Source organism: Amycolatopsis sp. NPDC104819 (genome assembly GCF_055583145.1).
In genome coordinates, this window is sequence record NZ_JBVJON010000003.1 from 157,498 (window position 1) to 175,806 (window position 18,309).

The following is an 18,309-nucleotide window of genomic DNA, read 5'->3' on the forward strand; positions in this document are numbered from 1 at the left end:
CTACCCCTTCACCGCACCGGAGGTCAGCCCCGCCACGATGCGACGCTGGAAGAACAACACGAACACAATGATCGGGATGGTGATCACGACCGCGGCCGCGCTCACCTGCCCGGTCGGGTCCTCGAACTGCGACGACCCGGTGAAGAACGACAGCGCCGCCGGCACCGTGCGCGACGCCGTGGTCGACGTCAGCGAGATGGCGAACAGGAAGTCGTTCCAGCAGAAGATGAACACCAGGATCGCGGTGGTGAACACACCCGGCGCGGCCAGCGGCGCGATCACCTTCCGGAACGCCTGGGCCGGCGTCGCGCCGTCCATCTTCGCCGCCTTTTCCAGCTCCCACGGGATTTCCCGGAAGAACGCCGACAGCGTGTAGATCGACAGCGGCAGGGCGAACGTGATGTAGGGCAGGATCAGCCCCGGCCAGGTGTCGAACAGCGCCAGGTTCCGCTCGATGTTGAACAGCGGGGTCACCAGCGACACCTGCGGGAACATCGCGATCAGCAGCGAGAGCCCGACGAGCAGCTGCTTGCCGGGGAACTCCAGCCGCGCGATCGCGTAGGCGGCCATCGTGCCCAGCACCACCGCGATCACCGTGGAGATGATCGCGATGCCGATCGAGTTCACCAGCGCCAGCAGGAACTCCGACGTCTGGAAGATGTCCGCGTAGTTCTGCCAGGTCCACGACTGCGGGATGAAGAACCCGTCGGTCAGCGTGTCCTTGGTCTTGAACGACAGCGAAACGACCCACAGCACCGGCACCAGCGCGAACACCAGCACGAGGATGTCGACCAGGCCCCACTTGAGCTTGCGGCCCGTCGTGACGGTTCCCATCACCATCAGCGCTTACCCCCCGTGTCCGAACCCGGTGCGGCCGTGCCGAACACCTTGATGAAGAGGAACGCGATGATCGCCACCGTGATGAAGATCAGCACGGCCATCGTCGACCCGATCCCGAGGTTGAGGCCCTTGACCAGGTTGTCGTAGGTCTGCATGGACACCGAGCCGGTGTCCTGCGCGCCGCCGGTGAGGACGTAGATGTTGTCGAAGATCCGGAACGCGTCGAGCGTGCGGAACAGCAGCGCCACCAGGATCGCCGGCTTCATCACCGGCAGCATCACCTTCGTGAACCGCTGCCACGCGCTCGCGCCGTCCATCGCCGCGGCCTTGAGCAGGTCGTCCGGCACCAGCGCCAGGCCGGCCATCAGCAGCAGCGCCATGAACGGCGTGGTCTTCCACACCTCGGCGCCGATGATGATGAACAACGACGGCCACTGGTCGGTGAGCGGCGCGCCGTCCGCGGCGAGCCAGTTCGCCAGGTAACCGGTCTTCGGCGTCCACGCGTAGTACCACGAGAACGCCGCGACGACCGTGACGATGCCGTACGGGATCAGCGCGACCGTGCGGACGAGCCCGCGCCCGACCAGCGTCCGGTGCATCACCAACGCCAGCGCCATGCCGAGGACGAACTCGATCGCCACCGACACGACGGTCAGGAACATGGTCGTCCCGAACGCCGTCCACCAGTACGAGTTGGACAGCACGGCGCCGTAGTTGGCGAAGCCGACGAACTCCTGCTGCGCCGGGAACCGCAGGTCGTACCGCTGCAGCGACAGCCAGATCGAGTAGACGATCGGGTAGCCGGTGACGGCGATCATCACGACGAACGCGGGCGCGCACAGCCACAGCCCGAGCTTCCGCTCGGCCTTCTTCCCTTCGGAGAGCGCGGGTTTGCCCTTCCTGCCCGACGTCGCCTCCCCGGCGACCGTGGCCCCGGCGGTGTCGGCCGGGGTCGAGTCCTGAACGGTCACGGGATCACTCCCTTCGACTGGAGCGCGTCGTTGAGCTGCTCGCGCAGCTTGTCCGCGGTGGCCTTCGGGTCGATTTCGGCCGGCGGTGAAAGGACCTTCGACATCACCGTCGACATGTTCTGGTAGGCCGGGGTCAGCGGCCGCACGGCGGCGTCCTTCAGCGCGTCCAGGATGGAGTCGCGCATCGGGTACTTGATCGCCATGTTCGGGTTGTCGTCACCGGCCGGCTTCGACGGGTCGAGCGGGGTGTCGTTGTGGTACACCGATTCGATGGTCGGCGGCACACCGTCGTTGATCGCCGAGAACTTCTGGTTCTCCGCGCTGCGCAGGCACAACGCCGCTTCGTACGCCTCGGGCTTGTGCGCCGACAGCGAGCTGACCGCGAGGTCGTACCCGCCGATGGTGGTCTTGGCCGGGGTCCCGGCCTGCGCCTCGGGATAGACGGCCCACTTGAAGTGCGAGACGTCGGACGCCTTGTCCTTCGCGTAGGAGGCGTAGACGAACGGCCAGTTCAGCTCGAACGCGGCGTCCCCGCGCTGGAACGTCTGCCGGACGTCGTCCTCCTTCGAGTTGGTCAGCGACGCGTCGGTGATCCCCGACGCGGTGATCTGCTTCAGCAGCGCGAGCGCCTTCACCGCGCCTTCGTCCATCACGACGGACTTGCCGTCGTCGGACAGGATGTGCCCGCCCATGGACTCGACGAGCGTGTTGTAGAAGACGACGAGACCTTCGTACTGCGCGCCGGTGAAGACGATGCTGTACGGCTTGCCCTGCGCCTTGAGCTCCTGCGACTTCTGGATCATCTCGTCCCACGTCTTGGGCGCGGACGGGGTGATCCGGTCGTCGTACCAGAGCAGCTGGATGTTCGTGTTCTTCGGGGCCGCGTAGAGTTTCCCGTTGTAGGTCGCCGTTTCCAGCGGGCCCTGCAGGACGCCCTGGGACGCCGCGGTCTTGTTCTGGTCCTTCCACTCCTCGATCCACCCGGCTTCGGCGAACTCCGAAACCCAGGTCACGTCGAGGCCGAGGACGTCCATCGCGGTGTCGCCCGCGGCGAGCCGCCTGGCCATCTGCAGGCGCTGGTCGTCCGACCCGCGCTGCAGTTTGTTGTAGACGATCTCGTAGCGGCCGCCCGCTGCCTGGTTGCAGTTGTCGACGACTTTCTGAAAGCTGTCTTCGGGCGCGTAGTAGACGTTGATCTTCAACCCGCCACCCGAACCGCAACCGGTCAGCATGCCGGTCACCAAAGCCCCTGCCCCCAGCAGGACCGCGGTGCGGCCGGGCGAACGTCCCCGTTTGCCCGCGCCGATCCTCTTCCCCATCAGGCCTCCTCACCCGCGTGCACGCCGGTTACCGCGGCGCCCGGTGGGCACCGCGACGCGATGAGGCGAACCGCGCCAGCACCCCGACGTGCTAGTGCTCGGGCGGCCGCGCTGAATGGGCGAGGCCGCCCGACTGGTGTCGGACAACTTATGCCGGGCGATCACACCCCGCAAGCAGTATCGGTAACGATTCAGCCCACTGCAGACTGAACTGTGATTTTTCCCTGCTAGGGGTGGGGTTTCTAGGGGTGGGCAGGGGGCGGCTTGAGCGCCAGCTTCGCGAGCAGCTCGCGCGCCTGCTCGGCCGAGCGCGGCTGGCACAGGACGTCGTAGCGGCCGGCGACCAGCTGGCTCGCCGAGGAGAAGTCCCGCCGCCCCCGCGACATGCTGTACCCGATCGCGGCGAACATCAGGCCGGAGAGCACGCCCAGCACGAGCCCGGTGAGCAGCTGCAGCGCGAAGCCCTGGTTGACGAACAGGCCGAGCAGCAGGCCGGCGAACAGGCCGAACCAGGCGCCGGAAACCGCGCCGGTGCCGAGCACGCGTCCCCAGCTGAGCTTCCCGATGACCCGTTCGACGAGCATGAGGTCGACCCCGACGATGGTCACGTCGCTGACGGAGAACTCGCTGTCCGCGAGGAAGTCGACCGCCTGCTGCGCCTCGCCATAGGTCGCGTACGAGCCGATCGGCCAGCCGGTCGGCGGGGTCGGCAAGCGCGGCAGGCCTTGGGGCGCCCGGCCTCCGCCGAAGGGACTACTCACCATCATCACCTGCGCACTCGTGGGTCCTGGGCGTCCATCTTGTCAAGAACGCCCGTACCGTGCGAGCCGCTTACCCCGAAAGGCCGGACGCCGAATTGTCGACACAGCGACAATCCGGCGTCGAGGCCTCAGGACCGGGACTTGTACTCCCGCAGCAACCCCCGGCTGATGATCGTCTTCTGGATCTCGCTCGTGCCCTCGCCGATCAGCAGGAACGGCGCCTCGCGCATGAGCCGCTCGATCTCGTACTCCTTCGAGTACCCGTAACCGCCGTGGATGCGGAACGAGTCCTGCGTGACCTCCGCGCAGTACTCGGACGCGATCAGCTTGGCCATCCCCGCCTCGACGTCGTTGCGCTCGCCCGAGTCCTTGAGCCGGGCCGCGTTCACCATCATCAGGTGGGCCGCCTCGACCTTGGTCGCCATCTCGGCCAGCTTGAACGCCACGGCCTGGTGCTCGGCGATCGCCTTGCCGAACGTCTTGCGCTGCTGGGCGTACTCCACCGCCAGCTCGAACGCCCGGATCGCGATGCCGCACGCGCGCGCCGCCACGTTCACGCGGCCGACCTCGACACCGTCCATCATGTACGCGAACCCGCGGCCCGGCGCTTCGCCGAGCACCATGTCCCCGCCGATCTGGTAGCCGTCGAAGACCGCTTCCGTGGTGTCGACGCCCTTGTACCCCATCTTGTCGATCTTGCCGGGGATGGTGAGCCCGGGCACCACCTCGCCGAAGCCCTCCGGCTTCTCGACGAGGAACGTCGTCAGGTTCTGGTGGGCCTTCTCGGCGCCTTCGTCGGTCTTGACGAGCAGCGCGATCAGGTTCGACGAGCCGCCGTTCGTCAGCCACATCTTCGAGCCGTCGATGACGTAACCGTCGCCTTCGCGGCGAGCGCGCGTCTTGATCGCGGCGACGTCCGAGCCGAGGTCCGGCTCCGACATCGAGAACGAGCCGCGGACCTCGCCGGTGGCCATCCGCGGGAGGAAGTGCTGCTTCTGCGCCTCCGTGCCGTGGCGGCTGATCATGTGCGCCACGATGAAGTGCGTGTTGATCACGCCGGACACGCTCATCCAGCCGCGCGCGATCTCCTCGACGACCAGCGCGTAGGTCAGCAGCGACTCACCGAGCCCGCCGTACTCCTCCGGGATGGTGATCCCGAACAGGCCCATCTCCTTCATGCCCTCAACGATGTCCGCCGGGTAGGTGTCGGAGTGCTCGAGCTCCTGCGCGTGCGGGATGACCTCCTTGTCCACGAACGAGCGGACGGTCGCGAGGATCTCCGACTGCACGTCGGACAGGCCGGCGGTCTGGGCGAGGCGGGCCATCACGGCTCCCTTCCTGGAGACGCGCGCCGGCTCCCGGCGCTGGGTTACCGGTGAGTATGACCCGGTTCGCGCGTCCCTGCTATGAGGGCGCTCACGCTCCGCCGGGTGGATCTCCCGCCGGCGGCCGTACCCGAGCGGCTAACGTTGGAGCCCTGCACGAAGCGAGGGGACCCGTCATGACCGACCCGTCCGGGGACAAGGACCGTCCGGCCGCCGATCCGACCGTGTCGTACGAGCCGCCGCCGCCCGCGGAGGCGCCGTCCTACACGCCGGAGAGCTACGACCCGCCGTCCACCGCCGAGCCGGACACGGCCACGGCCGACACCACGGTCTCCGACACCACCGTCGCGGACCCGGGCGCCGGCGACACCACCGTCGCCGAGCAGCCCGCCCCGCTGCCGCCGGGCTCGTTCGAGACGCCCGCCGCGCACATCCCCGGCACGCCGTACGCCGCCCCGGGCCAGCCGCAGCCGGTGTACCCGCAGCCCACCTACCCGCAGCAGCCGACGTACCCGCAGCAGACCTACCAGCAGCCGTACCCGTCCCCGTACGGCGGCCCGGCGTACGGGCCACCGGCGCCCTTCGGCCAGCCCGGGTACGGCCTCCAGGCGCGCAAGCAGGACAACGCGCTGGCGATCGGCGCGCTGGTCTGCTCGATCCTCGGCTTCTGCTCCGGCATCACCGCGCTCGCCGGGCTCATCATGGGCCACATCGCGCTGAGCAAGACCAACCGCGGCGAAGCCGGCGGCCGCGGGCTCGCCACGGCCGCCGTGATCATCGGTTACGTCGTCATCGCGCTGTGGGTCGGCTTCTTCACCACCATCATCATCCTGGGCACGAACGGGCAGCTCGACAGCTAGTCGGCGGCGGGCAACGCGGCGTCGCCCGGGCTGCGCGGCGCCGGCGCCGCGTGGCCGTTCGCCTCCGGTTTCGCCTCCACCGCCTCGGGTTCCGGCTCGGGCTTGGGTTCCGGCTTGGGCGCGGCGGCTTCGGCGGCGTCGGCCGCGGACACCCCGCGTCGCGTGTTCGAGTCCAGGAAGCGCAGCAGCTCCACCGGGAACGGCAGCACCAGCGTCGAGTTCTTCTCGGCGGAGACCTGCACGACCGTCTCCAGCAGCCGCAGCTGCAGCGCCGCGGGCGTGTCGGCCATCGTCGCCGCGGCCTGCGCGAGCTTGTGCGACGCCTGCAGCTCACCGTCGGCGGAGATGACGCGCGCACGCCGTTCCCGCTCCGCCTCGGCCTGCCGCGACATCGAGCGCTTCATCGCCTCCGGCAGCGCGACGTCCTTGATCTCGACGCGGTCGATGTGGATGCCCCAGTCCAGCGCGGGGCTGTCGATCATCAGCTCGAGACCTTCGTTGAGCCGCTCCCGGTTGGAGAGCAGGTCGTCGAGGTCGCTCTTGCCGATGATCGAGCGCAGCGACGTCTGGGCGACCTGGCCGACCGCGGACCGGTAGTCCTGCACGTTGACCGCCGCGATCACCGGGTCGATGACCTTGAAGTAGACGACCGCGTCGACCCGGACGGTGACGTTGTCCCGGGTGATGCCGTCCTGGGCGGGCACCGGCAGGGTCACGATCTGCATGTTGACCTTCTGCAGCCGGTCGGCGAACGGGACCAGCATCGCCAGGCCGGGTTCGCGGACCTGGGCGCGGACGCGCCCGAACCGGAAGACCAGCCCGCGTTCGTACTGCTTCACCACGCGCACGCTGGCCGCGAGCCAGGCACCTCCCGCGACGACTACGGCGCTGAGAATCTCCACCACCATGGCAGCTCCCGGGGTTGTCGTCCCCTGAAATCCCAGCGTACGCCCGTGCGGAGCAGGACGAAACGCGCTGGACGCGGCTGCCAGGCTGAGGGGGTGAACGACTTGCGCGTCCCACCGCTGTTCGCCGGCCGGGCACCGCGGGTGCTCGGCCCCGAAGCCGTCCCGTGGCTGGCGGCGTTGCCGGAGCTCGCCGCCGGCTACGCCCGGAAGTGGGACCTCACCTTCGAGGGCGAGGCGATGCACGGGTACGTCGGCGTGGTGCAGCCCGCGCGGCGCGCCGACGGCACACCGGTCGTGCTGAAACTGGGCTGGCGCGACGAAGAATCCGCCGACGAGCCGCTCGCACTGTCCACATGGGCCGGTCGCGGTGCGGTGCGGCTGCTGGACTCCGCGCCCGAGGACGGCGTCCTGCTGCTGGAGCGACTCGACGCCACGCGGACCCTCGACGACCTCCCGCTGCGCGAAGCCATTCCGGTCCTCGGCGAGCTGGCCCGGCGCCTGGCCGTGCCCGCGCCGCCGTCGCTGACCCGGCGGCTGCGCACCGAAGCCGCGGACCTCACCGAGGAGCTCCCCCGCCGCTGGACCGAGCTGGGCGAGCCGTTCGACCGGCGGCTGGTGGACGACGCCGTCGCGATCTGCCGCGAGCTCGGGCCGTCGTCGGGCGAACTTCTGGTGAACGAGGACCTGCACTTCCAGAACGTCCTGGCCGGCACGCGCGAGCCGTGGCTGGTCATCGACCCGAAACCGCTCGCCGGCGACCTCGAGTGGGGCGTGATCCCGTTGTTCTGGAACCGCTTCACCGAGTCCACACTGGACGAACGGTTCGCGCTGATCGTCGCTTCGCAGGAGCTGGACGCCGAGACGGCGCGCGCGTGGACGCTCGTGCGGGCGGTGCAGAACTGGCTTTGGAAGGCCGAAGAGGACAACGAGGACAGCGACGACCCGGCCTTCGTCACAGTGGCGGAAATCGCCCCCTGGGCAGCCAGCCGATAGTGTCAGCGGCATGGCCGCGGTCAACAGGGTTTTCGCAGCTCAGCTGTCCGGGTTGCCGGTATTCGGCCCCGACGGCGAGTCCATCGGCCGGGTCCGCGACCTGGTCGCCGGCCTGCGTCTGGACGCCCAGCCGCCGCGGATCCTCGGCCTGGTCGTCGAGCTGACCACGCGCCGCCGGGTCTTCGTGCCGATGCTGCGGGTCACCTCGATCGAGCCGACCGCCGTGACGCTCGCCACCGGCTCGGTCAACATGCGCCAGTTCAACCAGCGCCCCAACGAGGTCCTGGTCCTCGGCCAGCTCCTCGACGCCCACGCCACGCTGGCCGGGTCCGAAACGCGGATCACGGTCGTCGACGCCGGGATGGAGCCGACCCGCACCCGCGACTGGGTGCTGGCCAAGCTGGCCATCCGCGAGCGGCGGCTGGGGCTGACCCGCCGTCGCGCGACCATGCAGGTGCTGCCCTGGTCGGAGGTCTCCGGCCTCGGCCTCAACGACCTCGGCGCGCAGCCCCAGGGCGCCGGGCAGCTGCTCATGCTGTTCGACACGATGCGCCCGGCCGACATCGCCGCGACCGTGCGCGACCTGCCGCTCAAGCGGCGCCACGAGGTCGCCGACGCGATGGACGACGAGCGCCTCGCCGACGTCATCGAAGAGCTGCCGGACGACGACCAGAAGGAGCTGCTGGCCTACCTGGCCGAGGAGCGCGCGGCCGACGTCCTCGAGGCGATGAACCCCGACGACGCCGCCGACCTGCTGGCCGAGCTGGCCCCGGCCGAGCAGAACCGGCTGCTGGAGCTGATGGAGCCGGAGGAGTCCGCGCCGGTCAAGCGGCTGCTGCAGTTCTCGTCCGACACCGCGGGCGGCCTGATGACGCCGGAGCCGGTGGTGCTGACCCCGGACACGACGATCGCCGAGGCGCTGGCGCACATCCGCAACGCCGAGCTGCCGCCGGCGCTGGCCAGCATGGTGTTCGTCTGCCGCCCGCCAACCGCGACACCGACCGGCCGATACGTCGGTGTTGTCCACTTCCAGCGGCTGCTGCGGGAGCCGCCCGCGGAGCTCGTGGCCAGCGCCGTCGACACCGGGCTGCCGCCGCTGCAGCCACGCGCGTCGCTGGCCGAGGTGACGCGGTACTTCGCGGCGTACAACCTGACCTGCGGACCGGTCGTCGACAGCGAAGACCACCTGATCGGCGCGGTGACCGTCGACGACGTCCTCGACCACCTGCTGCCCGAGGACTGGCGCGAAACCGGCCTGCACGACACCTTGGAGGAAGACCGTGCCTGAGCTGACTTCGGGACGGCGGCTCGACCAGCCCCGCAGCCAGAACCGGTTCAAGCTGAACATCGATCCGGACTCCTTCGGGCGGTTCACCGAGCGGATCGCGCGGTTCCTCGGCACCGGGAAGTACCTGTTCTGGCAGACGCTCATCGTGATCGTCTGGATCGTGCTGAACCTGGCCGCGGTTTCGCTGCAGTGGGACCCGTACCCGTTCATCCTGCTCAACCTGGCTTTTTCGACGCAGGCGGCGTACGCGGCGCCGCTGATCCTGCTGGCGCAGAACCGGCAGGACGACCGCGACCGCGTCTCCCTGGAGGAGGACCGGAACCGGGCGCTGCAGACGAAGGCCGACACGGAGTACCTGGCCAGGGAGCTGGCCGCGCTGCGGCTCGCGGTCGGCGAGGTCGCGACGCGGGACTACCTGCGCAGCGAGCTGGACCGGCTGCGCGACGACCTCGACGTCAAGCCCAGGAAGCCGCGCACTCCTACCGGCTCGTAACATGGGTCGGGTGACCAGCACCCAGCAGCTCCCCAGCGTCGACGACGTCCGCAGCGCGCTGAAGAGCGTGCAAGACCCGGAGATCAAGAAACCGATCACCGACCTGGGGATGGTGAAGGACGTCGTCGTCGGCGACGACGGGGTGGTCACCGTCGGGATCTACCTCACGGTGGCCGGCTGCCCGCTCAAGGCGACGCTCACGAACGACACCCGCGAGGCGGTGGCGAAGCTCCCGGGTGTCGCCGACGTGCGCGTCGAGCTGGACGTGATGAGCGACGAACAGCGCTCCGAGCTGCGCAAGTCCCTGCGTGGCGACACCGACGAGCCGGTGATCCCGTTCGCGCAGCCGGGCTCGATGACGCGGGTGTACTGCGTCGCGTCCGGCAAGGGCGGCGTCGGCAAGTCGTCGGTCACGGTGAACCTGGCCGCGGCGATGGCCCAGCGCGGGCTGTCGGTCGGCGTGGTGGACGCGGACATCTACGGCCACTCGATCCCCCGCATGCTGGGCGCGCGCGAGAAGCCGACCAAGGTCGACACGATGATCATGCCGCCGCAGGCCCACGGCGTGAAGGTGATCTCGATCGGCATGTTCACCCCGGGCAACACCCCGGTGGTCTGGCGCGGCCCGATGCTCCACCGGGCGCTGCAGCAGTTCCTGGCCGACGTCTTCTGGGGCGACCTCGACATCCTGCTGCTGGACCTCCCGCCGGGCACCGGCGACATCGCGATCTCGGTGGCCCAGCTGATCCCGAACGCGGAGATCCTGGTGGTGACGACGCCCCAGCAGGCGGCGGCCGAGGTGGCCGAGCGGGCCGGGGCGATCGCACTGCAGACGCGTCAGCGCGTGGCGGGGGTCATCGAGAACATGTCGTGGCTGGAGCAGGAAGACGGCTCCCGCCTGGAGATCTTCGGCTCGGGCGGCGGTGCTTCGGTGGCGGCGTCGCTGTCGAAGTCGATCGGGTCGGAGGTGCCGCTGCTGGGGCAGGTGCCGCTGGACCCCCGCCTGCGCGAGCAGGGTGACGCGGGTGAGCCGTTGGTGCTGGCCGCGCCGGATGCGCCGGCTTCGGTGGTGCTGAAGGAAGCGGCGAAGAAGCTGACCGTTCGGGCTCGGGGGTTGGCCGGGATGATGCTGAACGTGACTCCCGCGGGTCGCTAGGCCGAGCCGGCCTCCAGCATTTCGCGCAGGACTTCCCGGTGCTGCCCGGCTTCGGTGTCCCATTCCAGCACCCGCAGGGTGTCCAGGTGCTGGGCGCTCGCGGCGGAACGCACGCTCGCGGCGTGGTCCGGCAGCACCACGAGCAGGGGCAGGCCTCGCGGCACCCGCTCCAGCCAGTCGACCAGCCTGGACCACCTCGCCCGCTTGCCCACCACCTGGGCCCGCACCTCGACCGCGACCTCGCGGTCACCGTTCCGCACCATCGCGTCGACCCGGATCCGGCGCCGGGCGGTGCCCTCGAACGCGACGTCGAAGTCGACCTGCCACTCCGGCGCGGCGACCGCCCGCAGCCGGGCGAGGACGTGCTGTTCGAAAGCCGCCGGCGCGACCCGCCGCAACCTCGCCAGGGCCGCGAGCGTCTCCGCGCCACCGGCCCGGACCGCGGCGCTGTCCTTCTCCGACAGCACCGCGCCGCCGGTCAGCTCCTTGACGGCGGCGGCGAGCTTGCGCAGCGTGTCGACGATCGTCTCGTCGAGGATTCCGCGCCCCCGGAGCACCGCGACGACCTCGTCCACACTCCCGATCTCGTCACCGACCGGGCCGGCCAGCCTGATCAGGACCTCCTCGATCTCCCGCCAGAGCGTGGTCAGGTCCGCGACCTGATCGACCTCGGGCGCCGGGATGTCCAGCAGCGGCTCCCGGTTCTCGAAGTCGCCGTCCCCGGCGGCCAGTTCCTCCTGCGCGACCCCGACCTTGCGCGCTTTGAGCCGGACCTGCTCACCGAGGTCGACGGTAGCCCCCGAGGAACCCGACGGGGGCGAAGAACACCAAGATCCCGCCCGCGGCCGCGACACTGACGTCGGAGTCGCCCATCGCGGCGCCGAGCGTTCTGCTCAGGCTTCCGAAGCCGGTGACGAGGTTGCCCAGCTCGACGAGGCCGATGCCCAGGATCGCCTTGGTGAGCCAGTCCGACACCTGCTCGAGGTTCGTGTTGACGGCGTACCCCGGCTTGCCGCCGGTTTCTCCTTCGACCCGGCGCGGAATGCCGAACAGGAACCCGAGGATCACGCCGAAGATCACCGCGGCCAGGGCGGCGAGCAGACCGACGGCCGCCGCCTGCACCGCGGCGGACTGCACGGATCCGTAGGCGATCACGACCACGGCCCCGAAGGCCAGCAGCCCGGCCAGGGTCCGGAAAGTGGTGCGGTACCAGCTTCTTATGCGTTCGATCGCCGCCATTGAGACCTCCCGCAGCACAGTCGCGGGGTTCACAAGACGCGTTACGCAAGTTGCACGGCAACCTCAAAGGCCCGTGCGCACAACGGAACTTACGTGGCGTCCGGGTCGATCGGCGGCCGCTCGCCCGGCTTGAGCGGCTCCGGCTGGGACGTTTGCCCTGCGGTGTAACCGTTCGTCCCGTTCGAGCCGTTCAGGTTCGGGGTGCCGTTCGTGATGCCCTTGATGCCGAGCGGGTCGCTGTCGCCGTCGAACAGGTGCTGCGTCACCACGCGCTTCGGGTCGAAGTTGCGCAGCCCGCGCAGGTCCTCCAGCGGCTTGCGCAGCTGGTCGAACTCCGGGCCCATCTCCTCGCGGAGCTGCTCTCGCGCGCCCGTGGCGAAGTCGCGGACCTTCTTCACGCTCTTCGCCATCCAGGACGCCGCTTCGGGAAGCCGTTCCGGGCCGAGGATGAAGAGACCGGCGATGATGAGGACGAGGATCTCCCCCCATCCGACACTGTCGAACACCGTCAACCTCCGCTCGGAACCTACGTGCTCAGCGTACTCGTCACCGGCCACGCTCCGGCAGGCCGAACGTCGGAACTCAGTCGGAAGCCAGGGTTACGTCGACGACGAAGCTCGCGCCGTCGCGGGCCAGGGACACCGGGACCACTTCGCCGACGTCGTGGGCGCGGACCGCGACCGTCAGCTCCGCGGAGTCGCGGACCAGCCGGTTGCCGATCTTCGTGATGACGTCGCCCTCCTTGATGCCCGCGTTCGCCGCCGGGCCGCCGGGCGCGACGTTCTTCACCTGCGCGCCCATCGTGGACGAGCCGGCGACCGTCGAGGACGCGTTGATGCCGATGTCGGCGTGCTGGACCTTGCCGTCCTTGATCAGCGCCTTCGCGATCTTGATCGCGTAGTCGCTCGGGATGGCGAAGCCGATGCCGATGCTGCCGCCGTCCGCGCTGGACGAGCGGATCGACGAGTTGATGCCGACCAGCGCGCCGGTGGCGTCGACGAGCGCGCCGCCCGAGTTGCCGTGGTTGATCGCGGCGTCGGTCTGGATGGCTTCGTAGGTGACCGGCGCGGCGCCGTTGTCGCCGCCCGCGGTGATCGGCCGGTTCAGCGCGCTGACGATGCCGGCGGTCACCGAGTTCTGCAGCGCCAGCGGCGAGCCGATCGCCATCACGGTGTCGCCGACCTGCAGGTCCGACGACTTGCCGACCTGCAGCACGGTCGGGTTGGTGACGTTGACCTTCACCACGGCGAGGTCGGTCTTCTGGTCGGTGCCGACGAGCTTGGCGTCGGTACGGGTGCCGTCGACGAAGATCGCGGTGATCTTGACGCTCGGGTCCGCGGCGGCGGAGCTGATCACGTGGTCGTTGGTGAGGATGTAGCCCTGCGGGTCGATCATCACGCCGGAGCCCTGCTCGCCGGATTCGGCGCCGGGCTTGAAGACCTCGAGCGAGACGACGGCCGGGGCGACGCGCTTGGCGATCTCGGCGACCGAACCCGCCGGACGCTCCTTGGCGGCCTCGGCTTCGGAGATCGTCGCGGAGCCGGTGAGCTCGGTGCCGGTGTCGCCGGCCCACCAGCCGACAAAACCGCCGGCCGCGCCGATCAGCAGCGCGACGACACCGAGCAGCACGAGCGCCTTCGGCTGCACGCGGCGGCCGAACAGCACCTCGGGCAGGCTGAGCAACGCCCCCGGCGGACGGTGGGCGGGCTTTTCCTCGTCTTCGGCGGGCATCGCGGGGCCGGCGAGCACGGCGCCGGCCCCCGGATCGCGCCACGGGTCGGAAGTGCTGTTCCACAGCGGCGGATCGGTGTCCTGCGGCTCCCCGGTGGCCTCACGGGGACGCTCGAGCAACACGCCCTCGGCGCCGGGCGGCCGCCGGAAGGCTTCGGCGAGCGACTCGGGCGCGGGCGGCGCGAGGCTCACGCCGTTGACCCGCTGCGGGGTGTAGAGCTTGTCGAACGCCCCGTCGACACCGCTCGGGCGGCCGAAAACGGCCTCCTGCGCGGGATCGACGGCCGGGCGCGCCAGCGGCCGCGGGCCCAGCCGGTCGGCTTCGCTCGCGCCGGGCTGCTCGGGATTCACGTTCGGCTCGGTCATCATTCCCCGGTGCAGAAGATCAGGTGGCTGGGCGTGACGATACCCAAGCCCAGTGCTCCGAGTCTGCCGGTACGGCGGTGAAGTGGCTGTTTCTTGCCCGGTGTCACAGCGGCGCCGCGCCCTTGGTCAGCGCGTCCATGAGCAGGTCGACGAGCCGACCGGCCTGGGCGGGCGTGCCGTGCCGGACCGAGTACGCGGTGCCGCCCATCGCCAGGAGGACGTCGTCGGGAGCGAGGTCGGTGCGCAGCGTGCCGTCGCGGGCGCCGGCGTCGAGGAGCGTGCCGACGGCGCGGGTGAGCAGCGCGTGGCTGTCGGCGAAGGGGTCGACGCCGGACGCGATGACCGCGTCGAGCGCCGCGGACATGCCGCTCTTCGCGGTGGCGTAGTCCAGGAAGTGCGCCATCCAGCGCCGGGTGGCCTCCGCGGCCGGATGGCCGGCCACGAGCTCGTCGACGGTCTCGCAGACGCGGGTGAGCTGGTGCCGGTAGGTGGCGTCGACCAGCGCCTCCCGCGTCGGGAAGTGCCGGTAGAGCGTGCCGACGCCGACCCCGGCCGCCTTGGCGATGGCGGCGGGCGCGGTGTCCAGCCCCTGCTCGGCGAACGCCCGCGCGGCGACCTCCAGCAGCCGCGCGCGGTTCTGCACGGCGTCGCTCCTCGTCCGGCGGGTCGGCATCCGGCTCCTCCCTTGCATTCCGGAACGGATTCCGTTTAAGGTCGTCTTAGCGGAACGGATTCCGGTAAGAGCCTACTTCAGGAGGTCGTCATGCCCGCCCTCGAGGACAAGGCCGTGCGCCACTGGTTCGTCACCGGCGCGTCCGGCGGACTGGGCCGCCACCTCGTCGAGCACGCGCTGCGCCACGGCGACCGGGTCACCGCGACCGTCCGGCGTCCGGCCGCGCTGGCGGACCTGGAGGAGGCCTACGGCGACCGGCTGCGGGTGGCGGTCCTCGACCTCACCCGGCCGGCCGACGTCGAGGCCGTCGTCAGCCGGACGCTGGCCGCCGAGCCGGTCGACATCGTGGTCAACAACGCCGGGTACGCGGTGGTGGGCGCGGCCGAGGAGATGACCGTCTCGCAGGTCCGCGACCAAGTCGAAGTCCTTCTGCTGGCGCCGATGCTGATCACCCGCGCGTTCCTGAAGCCGATGCGGGAGCAGGGGGGCGGCCGGATCATCCAGATCTCCAGCATGGGCGGCCAGGTCGCCATCCCGACGCACAGCGCGTACCACGCGGGCAAGTGGGGGCTGGAGGGCTTCACCGAGAGCGTCGGGCGCGAGGTCGCCGCGTTCGGCGTCCACCTGACGCTGGTCGAGCTCGGCGGCACCCGCACCGGGTTCGCGTCGGCCCTGCGCTACACAACGGAGACGGCGCCCTACCGTGACCACCCGGTCGGCCGGATCCGCCGCAGCCTGGAGACGGCCGACGAGAGTGTGTTCACCGGCGACCCGGCCAAGGTGGCCGCCGTCATCCACGAGTCCACGCGCCGACCCGAACCGCCGCTGCGCCTCACGCTCGGCTCGGACACCTACGACGCCGTGCACGCGGCGCTGACCGAGCGCCTCGCCGTGCTCGAGAGCCAGAAGGACCTCGCGGCGTCCGTCGCCTTCGGGTGACTCAGCGGATGCCGGCGGGCACCGCGGCCGGCGAGCTCACCGGGGTCGACGACGCTGGCGCGGGGACCACACCGTGGGGAACGGCCATCTGGGCCGGCAGCAGGTTCGCCGGCTGCGGGGCGCCGCCACCGGTCTCCGGGCTGCCGTCACCACTGTCCGCGGTCGTGCCCACCAGCGCCAGCGCGCTCAGCACCAGGCCGGACACGACCACACCGGCGCCCTGAGCCGCGCGGCGCTTGAAGCGGCCGCCACCCAGGACGTTCGGCGACTGGCCGAGCGGCGCGGACGAGCCCAGCGGAGCCACGCCGCCGAGGACACCCGAGTCACGCAGGCCCGCGACCCGGTCGGGGCGCTGGACCGCGACGAGCTGGCCGTCGGCCGTGATCGCCAGGTTGTCCGGGCTGCTGGGCAGCTCCGTGTGCTGCGGGATGGACTGCAGGCTCGCCAGGAAGCCCGCCGACATCGACGGCGCGCCCGCGTGACGGATCGCCTCGACGGTCTGGCGCTGCGCGCGCACTTCGGCGGCGCAGGCCGGGCAGCGGGTGATGTGCGACGCGGCGCGATCGCGGGGGCCGTGGGACAGCTCGCCGTCCACGAACGCGACCACGACGTCCGGTAGCAGGTGCGACTCGGGGAGTCCCCAGCCTCGCGGTGCGGTCATACCGACACCTTCGCAGACTTCGGAGTGTAAGTGCGCCGACGCTCCAGCGAAGCGCGCAGCGCCTGACGGCCGCGGTGGATCCGGCTGCGGACGGTGCCCAGCTTGACACCGAGCGTCGCGCCGATCTCCTCGTAGGACAAGCCTTCGACGTCACAGAGCACCACGGCGGCGCGGAACTCCGGCGGCAGCTCGTCGAGCGCGGCCTGCAGATCCGGGTCGAGGTGCGTGTCCGAGTAGACCTGCTCGGGGCTCGGGTCGTCACCCACGATGCGGTCGGTGTCCTCCGGCAGGCCTTCCATCCGCACGCGCGAGCGCCGGCGGGCCATGTCGAGGAAGAGGTTGGTGGTGATCCGGTGCAGCCAGCCCTCGAACGTGCCGGGCTTGTAGGACGCCAGCGAGCGGAAGACCCGGATGAAGGTCTCCTGCGTGAGGTCCTCGGCGTCGTGGGTGTTGCCGGTCAGGCGGTAGGCGAGCCGGTAGACCCGGTCACCGTGTTCGCGCACGACCTCGTCCCAGGACGGCGGTGTCCAGACCGCTTCATCCAGGGACACGGGCTGAGCCGCGTCGGCGTCGTTATCGGCAACGGCGTTCTGCATCGCGGGAGCAGGCACCTCCATCTTGTTTCTCCTGTCTGCTCCACCCAACGCGGGCTGTGGCCACGGTGTTCCCCGTGTGGTCGGGTTTCAGTCTCTCCGGACTCCTTATGGTTCTAGTGAGACTGGACTGAGAGCAGGCTGAGAACTTCTTCCGGGGTGCTTACCAGGGAGCCTGCGAGGATTTATCGACAACCAACGCTAACCTCCGTGCGTGAACACGCCCACCCCCGCGGCCGCCCCGGCCGACTCCGGGTTCGTCGACGGGTACCTGCCCGACGACGAGGTGCTGACTTCGGCGCGGGCGCGTGCCGAGGACCTGGGCTGCACCCCGCTCAGCGCGGGCGCGGGAGCGACCCTGCGGTTCCTGGCCGCGACGCTGCGGGCGAAGGCCGTGGTCGAGGTCGGCACGGGCGCCGGGGTGAGCGGCCTGAGCCTTCTGCGCGGAATGGCGCCCGAAGGCATCCTGACCTCGATAGACGTCGAGCCGGAATACCAGCGCGCGGCCCGTCTGACGTTCCGCGAGGCGGGGTATGCGCCGGGCCGGACGAGGTTGATCGTCGGCCGGGCGTTGGACGTGCTGCAGCGGCTGACCCCGGGTGGGTACGACCTGGTGTTCGTCGATTCGGCGCACATCGAGTACCCGGGGTGTTACGAGCTGGGCGTTTCGCTGCTGCGGCGGGGCGGGATCATCGCGTTCCACAACGTGCTCGTCGGTGGGCGGGTGATCGATCCTTCGCACCGGGATCCGGAGACGCTGGCTTTGCGGGAGGTGGCGCGGGCGTTCCGGGAGGATGAGCGGTTGGTTCCGGCGTTGCTGCCGGTGGGCGGCGGTCTGCTGGTGGCGGCGGCGCTTTGATCGGTTGTCCACAGAGGCGGATGGCTGTGGACAACTCCCTGCTCACGGGCGGTTTTGTCCGGGGGTGGCGGTAGACTGGAGCGGGGACGCCCCCCTGGGTTGGGCGGGGGTTCCGGCAAGTCGGATTCGCACGGCCGAGCTGCCGTCGGCGACTGTCGCCCCTGCCGCGGCGGGCTGCGTCTCACCTCGGTCCGACCGCGACTTTTTGTGTCGGGGAGGGGGGGGTGGGGGGGGGTTGGGGGCCCCCGCGGGACCCCCGCGGCCAGGGGGAGGGTGGGCGAAACATTCTGGGCTCCAGGGGCCCTCAGGGTGGTTTCGGGAGCCGGGGTAGGGA

At 70.3% G+C, this 18,309-nt stretch carries 20 protein-coding genes; 7 read left to right on the top strand and 13 right to left on the bottom strand.

Annotation, left to right across the window (positions count from 1 at the left end):
- From ACZ63E_RS09825 to ACZ63E_RS09845, 5 genes are all read right to left on the bottom strand, one after another.
- Positions 1–840 (bottom strand): carbohydrate ABC transporter permease, encoded by an 840-nt coding sequence (locus ACZ63E_RS09825; protein ID WP_465335649.1) that lies wholly within the window; start codon positions 838–840, stop codon positions 1–3.
- Positions 840–1,811, bottom strand: coding sequence for a carbohydrate ABC transporter permease (locus ACZ63E_RS09830; protein ID WP_465335650.1), 972 nt, complete (start codon positions 1,809–1,811; stop codon positions 840–842). Before ACZ63E_RS09830 ends, ACZ63E_RS09825 begins: the two co-directional genes overlap by 1 nt.
- Positions 1,808–3,130, bottom strand: coding sequence for an ABC transporter substrate-binding protein (locus tag ACZ63E_RS09835; protein WP_465335651.1), 1,323 nt, complete (start codon positions 3,128–3,130; stop codon positions 1,808–1,810). Before ACZ63E_RS09835 ends, ACZ63E_RS09830 begins: the two co-directional genes overlap by 4 nt.
- A gap of 242 nt (positions 3,131–3,372) precedes the next feature.
- On the bottom strand, positions 3,373–3,897 hold the full coding sequence (locus ACZ63E_RS09840; protein WP_465309454.1) for a YflT domain-containing protein: 525 nt from the start codon (positions 3,895–3,897) through the stop codon (positions 3,373–3,375).
- A 122-nt stretch (positions 3,898–4,019) separates the two neighbouring features.
- On the bottom strand, positions 4,020–5,216 hold the full coding sequence (locus tag ACZ63E_RS09845; protein WP_465335652.1) for an acyl-CoA dehydrogenase family protein: 1,197 nt from the start codon (positions 5,214–5,216) through the stop codon (positions 4,020–4,022).
- Positions 5,217–5,392: 176 nt separating this feature from the next.
- Here ACZ63E_RS09845 and ACZ63E_RS09850 point away from each other — a divergent pair, with 176 nt between their 5' ends.
- On the top strand, positions 5,393–6,076 hold the full coding sequence (locus ACZ63E_RS09850) for a DUF4190 domain-containing protein (RefSeq protein WP_465335653.1): 684 nt from the start codon (positions 5,393–5,395) through the stop codon (positions 6,074–6,076).
- Here the strand turns inward: ACZ63E_RS09850 and ACZ63E_RS09855 are convergent.
- The gene (locus tag ACZ63E_RS09855; protein ID WP_465335654.1) at positions 6,073–6,984 is read right to left on the bottom strand and encodes a slipin family protein; all 912 of its coding nucleotides are present in this window, start codon (positions 6,982–6,984) and stop codon (positions 6,073–6,075) included. The two genes, ACZ63E_RS09850 and ACZ63E_RS09855, sit on opposite strands and share 4 nt — an antisense overlap.
- Before the next feature lie 93 nt (positions 6,985–7,077).
- On the opposite strand from ACZ63E_RS09855, the gene ACZ63E_RS09860 reads away from it, so the two are divergent.
- The 4 genes from ACZ63E_RS09860 to ACZ63E_RS09875 are packed head-to-tail and all read left to right on the top strand — an operon-like array spanning position 7,078 to position 10,914.
- Positions 7,078–7,977: an aminoglycoside phosphotransferase family protein gene (locus ACZ63E_RS09860; protein ID WP_465335655.1), complete on the top strand. Its 900-nt coding sequence runs from the start codon at positions 7,078–7,080 to the stop codon at positions 7,975–7,977.
- 10 nt (positions 7,978–7,987) lie between these two features.
- Positions 7,988–9,265, top strand: coding sequence for a magnesium transporter MgtE N-terminal domain-containing protein (locus ACZ63E_RS09865; RefSeq protein WP_465335656.1), 1,278 nt, complete (start codon positions 7,988–7,990; stop codon positions 9,263–9,265).
- A complete protein-coding gene (locus tag ACZ63E_RS09870; protein WP_465309361.1) occupies positions 9,258–9,758 on the top strand; it encodes a DUF1003 domain-containing protein in 501 nt (166 codons plus the stop codon). Before ACZ63E_RS09865 ends, ACZ63E_RS09870 begins: the two co-directional genes overlap by 8 nt.
- 10 nt (positions 9,759–9,768) lie before the next feature.
- Entirely contained in the window at positions 9,769–10,914 is a 1,146-nt protein-coding gene (locus ACZ63E_RS09875) for an Mrp/NBP35 family ATP-binding protein (RefSeq protein WP_465335657.1), read from the top strand.
- Here ACZ63E_RS09875 and ACZ63E_RS09880 read toward each other — a convergent pair.
- The 5 genes from ACZ63E_RS09880 to ACZ63E_RS09900 form a co-directional block, all read right to left on the bottom strand.
- The gene (locus ACZ63E_RS09880; RefSeq protein ID WP_465335658.1) at positions 10,911–11,768 is read right to left on the bottom strand and encodes a hypothetical protein; all 858 of its coding nucleotides are present in this window, start codon (positions 11,766–11,768) and stop codon (positions 10,911–10,913) included. The two genes, ACZ63E_RS09875 and ACZ63E_RS09880, sit on opposite strands and share 4 nt — an antisense overlap.
- Positions 11,692–12,153 (bottom strand): hypothetical protein, encoded by a 462-nt coding sequence (locus tag ACZ63E_RS09885; RefSeq protein WP_465335659.1) that lies wholly within the window; start codon positions 12,151–12,153, stop codon positions 11,692–11,694. Before ACZ63E_RS09885 ends, ACZ63E_RS09880 begins: the two co-directional genes overlap by 77 nt.
- 89 nt (positions 12,154–12,242) lie before the next feature.
- On the bottom strand, positions 12,243–12,659 hold the full coding sequence (gene tatB / locus ACZ63E_RS09890; protein ID WP_465335660.1) for a Sec-independent protein translocase protein TatB: 417 nt from the start codon (positions 12,657–12,659) through the stop codon (positions 12,243–12,245).
- A 76-nt stretch (positions 12,660–12,735) separates the two neighbouring features.
- On the bottom strand, positions 12,736–14,253 hold the full coding sequence (locus ACZ63E_RS09895) for a S1C family serine protease (protein WP_465335661.1): 1,518 nt from the start codon (positions 14,251–14,253) through the stop codon (positions 12,736–12,738).
- A 100-nt stretch (positions 14,254–14,353) separates the two neighbouring features.
- Positions 14,354–14,923 (bottom strand): TetR/AcrR family transcriptional regulator, encoded by a 570-nt coding sequence (locus ACZ63E_RS09900; protein ID WP_465335662.1) that lies wholly within the window; start codon positions 14,921–14,923, stop codon positions 14,354–14,356.
- 90 nt (positions 14,924–15,013) lie between these two features.
- Here ACZ63E_RS09900 and ACZ63E_RS09905 point away from each other — a divergent pair, with 90 nt between their 5' ends.
- Positions 15,014–15,862 (top strand): SDR family oxidoreductase, encoded by an 849-nt coding sequence (locus ACZ63E_RS09905; RefSeq protein WP_465335663.1) that lies wholly within the window; start codon positions 15,014–15,016, stop codon positions 15,860–15,862.
- A gap of 1 nt (position 15,863) precedes the next feature.
- On the opposite strand, the gene ACZ63E_RS09910 is transcribed toward ACZ63E_RS09905, so the two are convergent.
- Together ACZ63E_RS09910 and sigE are read right to left on the bottom strand one after the other, a co-directional pair.
- Positions 15,864–16,523 (bottom strand): anti-sigma factor family protein, encoded by a 660-nt coding sequence (locus tag ACZ63E_RS09910; RefSeq protein ID WP_465335664.1) that lies wholly within the window; start codon positions 16,521–16,523, stop codon positions 15,864–15,866.
- Positions 16,520–17,119 carry an RNA polymerase sigma factor SigE gene (gene sigE, locus ACZ63E_RS09915; protein WP_465336092.1) on the bottom strand — a complete coding sequence of 200 codons (600 nt, stop codon included), beginning with the start codon at positions 17,117–17,119 and terminating at the stop codon, positions 16,520–16,522. Before sigE ends, ACZ63E_RS09910 begins: the two co-directional genes overlap by 4 nt.
- Positions 17,120–17,330: 211 nt before the next feature.
- Between sigE and ACZ63E_RS09920 the strand changes: the two genes are divergently transcribed.
- Complete coding sequence (locus ACZ63E_RS09920) at positions 17,331–17,975, top strand: O-methyltransferase (RefSeq protein WP_465335665.1); 645 nt, start codon at positions 17,331–17,333, stop codon at positions 17,973–17,975.
- The last annotated feature ends 334 nt before the right edge of the window (positions 17,976–18,309 follow it).

Excerpts from the sequence above, each read along its gene's own strand:
- ACZ63E_RS09825 (WP_465335649.1), bottom strand. The coding sequence starts at position 840 with ATGGTGATGGGAACCGTCACGACGGGCCGCAAGCTCAAGTGGGGCCTG.
- ACZ63E_RS09835 (WP_465335651.1), bottom strand. The coding sequence starts at position 3,130 with ATGGGGAAGAGGATCGGCGCGGGCAAACGGGGACGTTCGCCCGGCCGC.
- ACZ63E_RS09840 (WP_465309454.1), bottom strand. The coding sequence starts at position 3,897 with ATGATGGTGAGTAGTCCCTTCGGCGGAGGCCGGGCGCCCCAAGGCCTG.
- ACZ63E_RS09845 (WP_465335652.1), bottom strand. The coding sequence starts at position 5,216 with ATGGCCCGCCTCGCCCAGACCGCCGGCCTGTCCGACGTGCAGTCGGAG.
- ACZ63E_RS09850 (WP_465335653.1), top strand. The coding sequence starts at position 5,393 with ATGACCGACCCGTCCGGGGACAAGGACCGTCCGGCCGCCGATCCGACC.
- ACZ63E_RS09855 (WP_465335654.1), bottom strand. The coding sequence starts at position 6,984 with ATGGTGGTGGAGATTCTCAGCGCCGTAGTCGTCGCGGGAGGTGCCTGG.
- ACZ63E_RS09865 (WP_465335656.1), top strand. The coding sequence starts at position 7,988 with ATGGCCGCGGTCAACAGGGTTTTCGCAGCTCAGCTGTCCGGGTTGCCG.
- ACZ63E_RS09885 (WP_465335659.1), bottom strand. The coding sequence starts at position 12,153 with ATGGCGGCGATCGAACGCATAAGAAGCTGGTACCGCACCACTTTCCGG.
- ACZ63E_RS09895 (WP_465335661.1), bottom strand. The coding sequence starts at position 14,253 with ATGATGACCGAGCCGAACGTGAATCCCGAGCAGCCCGGCGCGAGCGAA.
- ACZ63E_RS09900 (WP_465335662.1), bottom strand. The coding sequence starts at position 14,923 with ATGCCGACCCGCCGGACGAGGAGCGACGCCGTGCAGAACCGCGCGCGG.
- ACZ63E_RS09905 (WP_465335663.1), top strand. The coding sequence starts at position 15,014 with ATGCCCGCCCTCGAGGACAAGGCCGTGCGCCACTGGTTCGTCACCGGC.
- ACZ63E_RS09910 (WP_465335664.1), bottom strand. The coding sequence starts at position 16,523 with ATGACCGCACCGCGAGGCTGGGGACTCCCCGAGTCGCACCTGCTACCG.
- sigE (WP_465336092.1), bottom strand. The coding sequence starts at position 17,119 with ATGCAGAACGCCGTTGCCGATAACGACGCCGACGCGGCTCAGCCCGTG.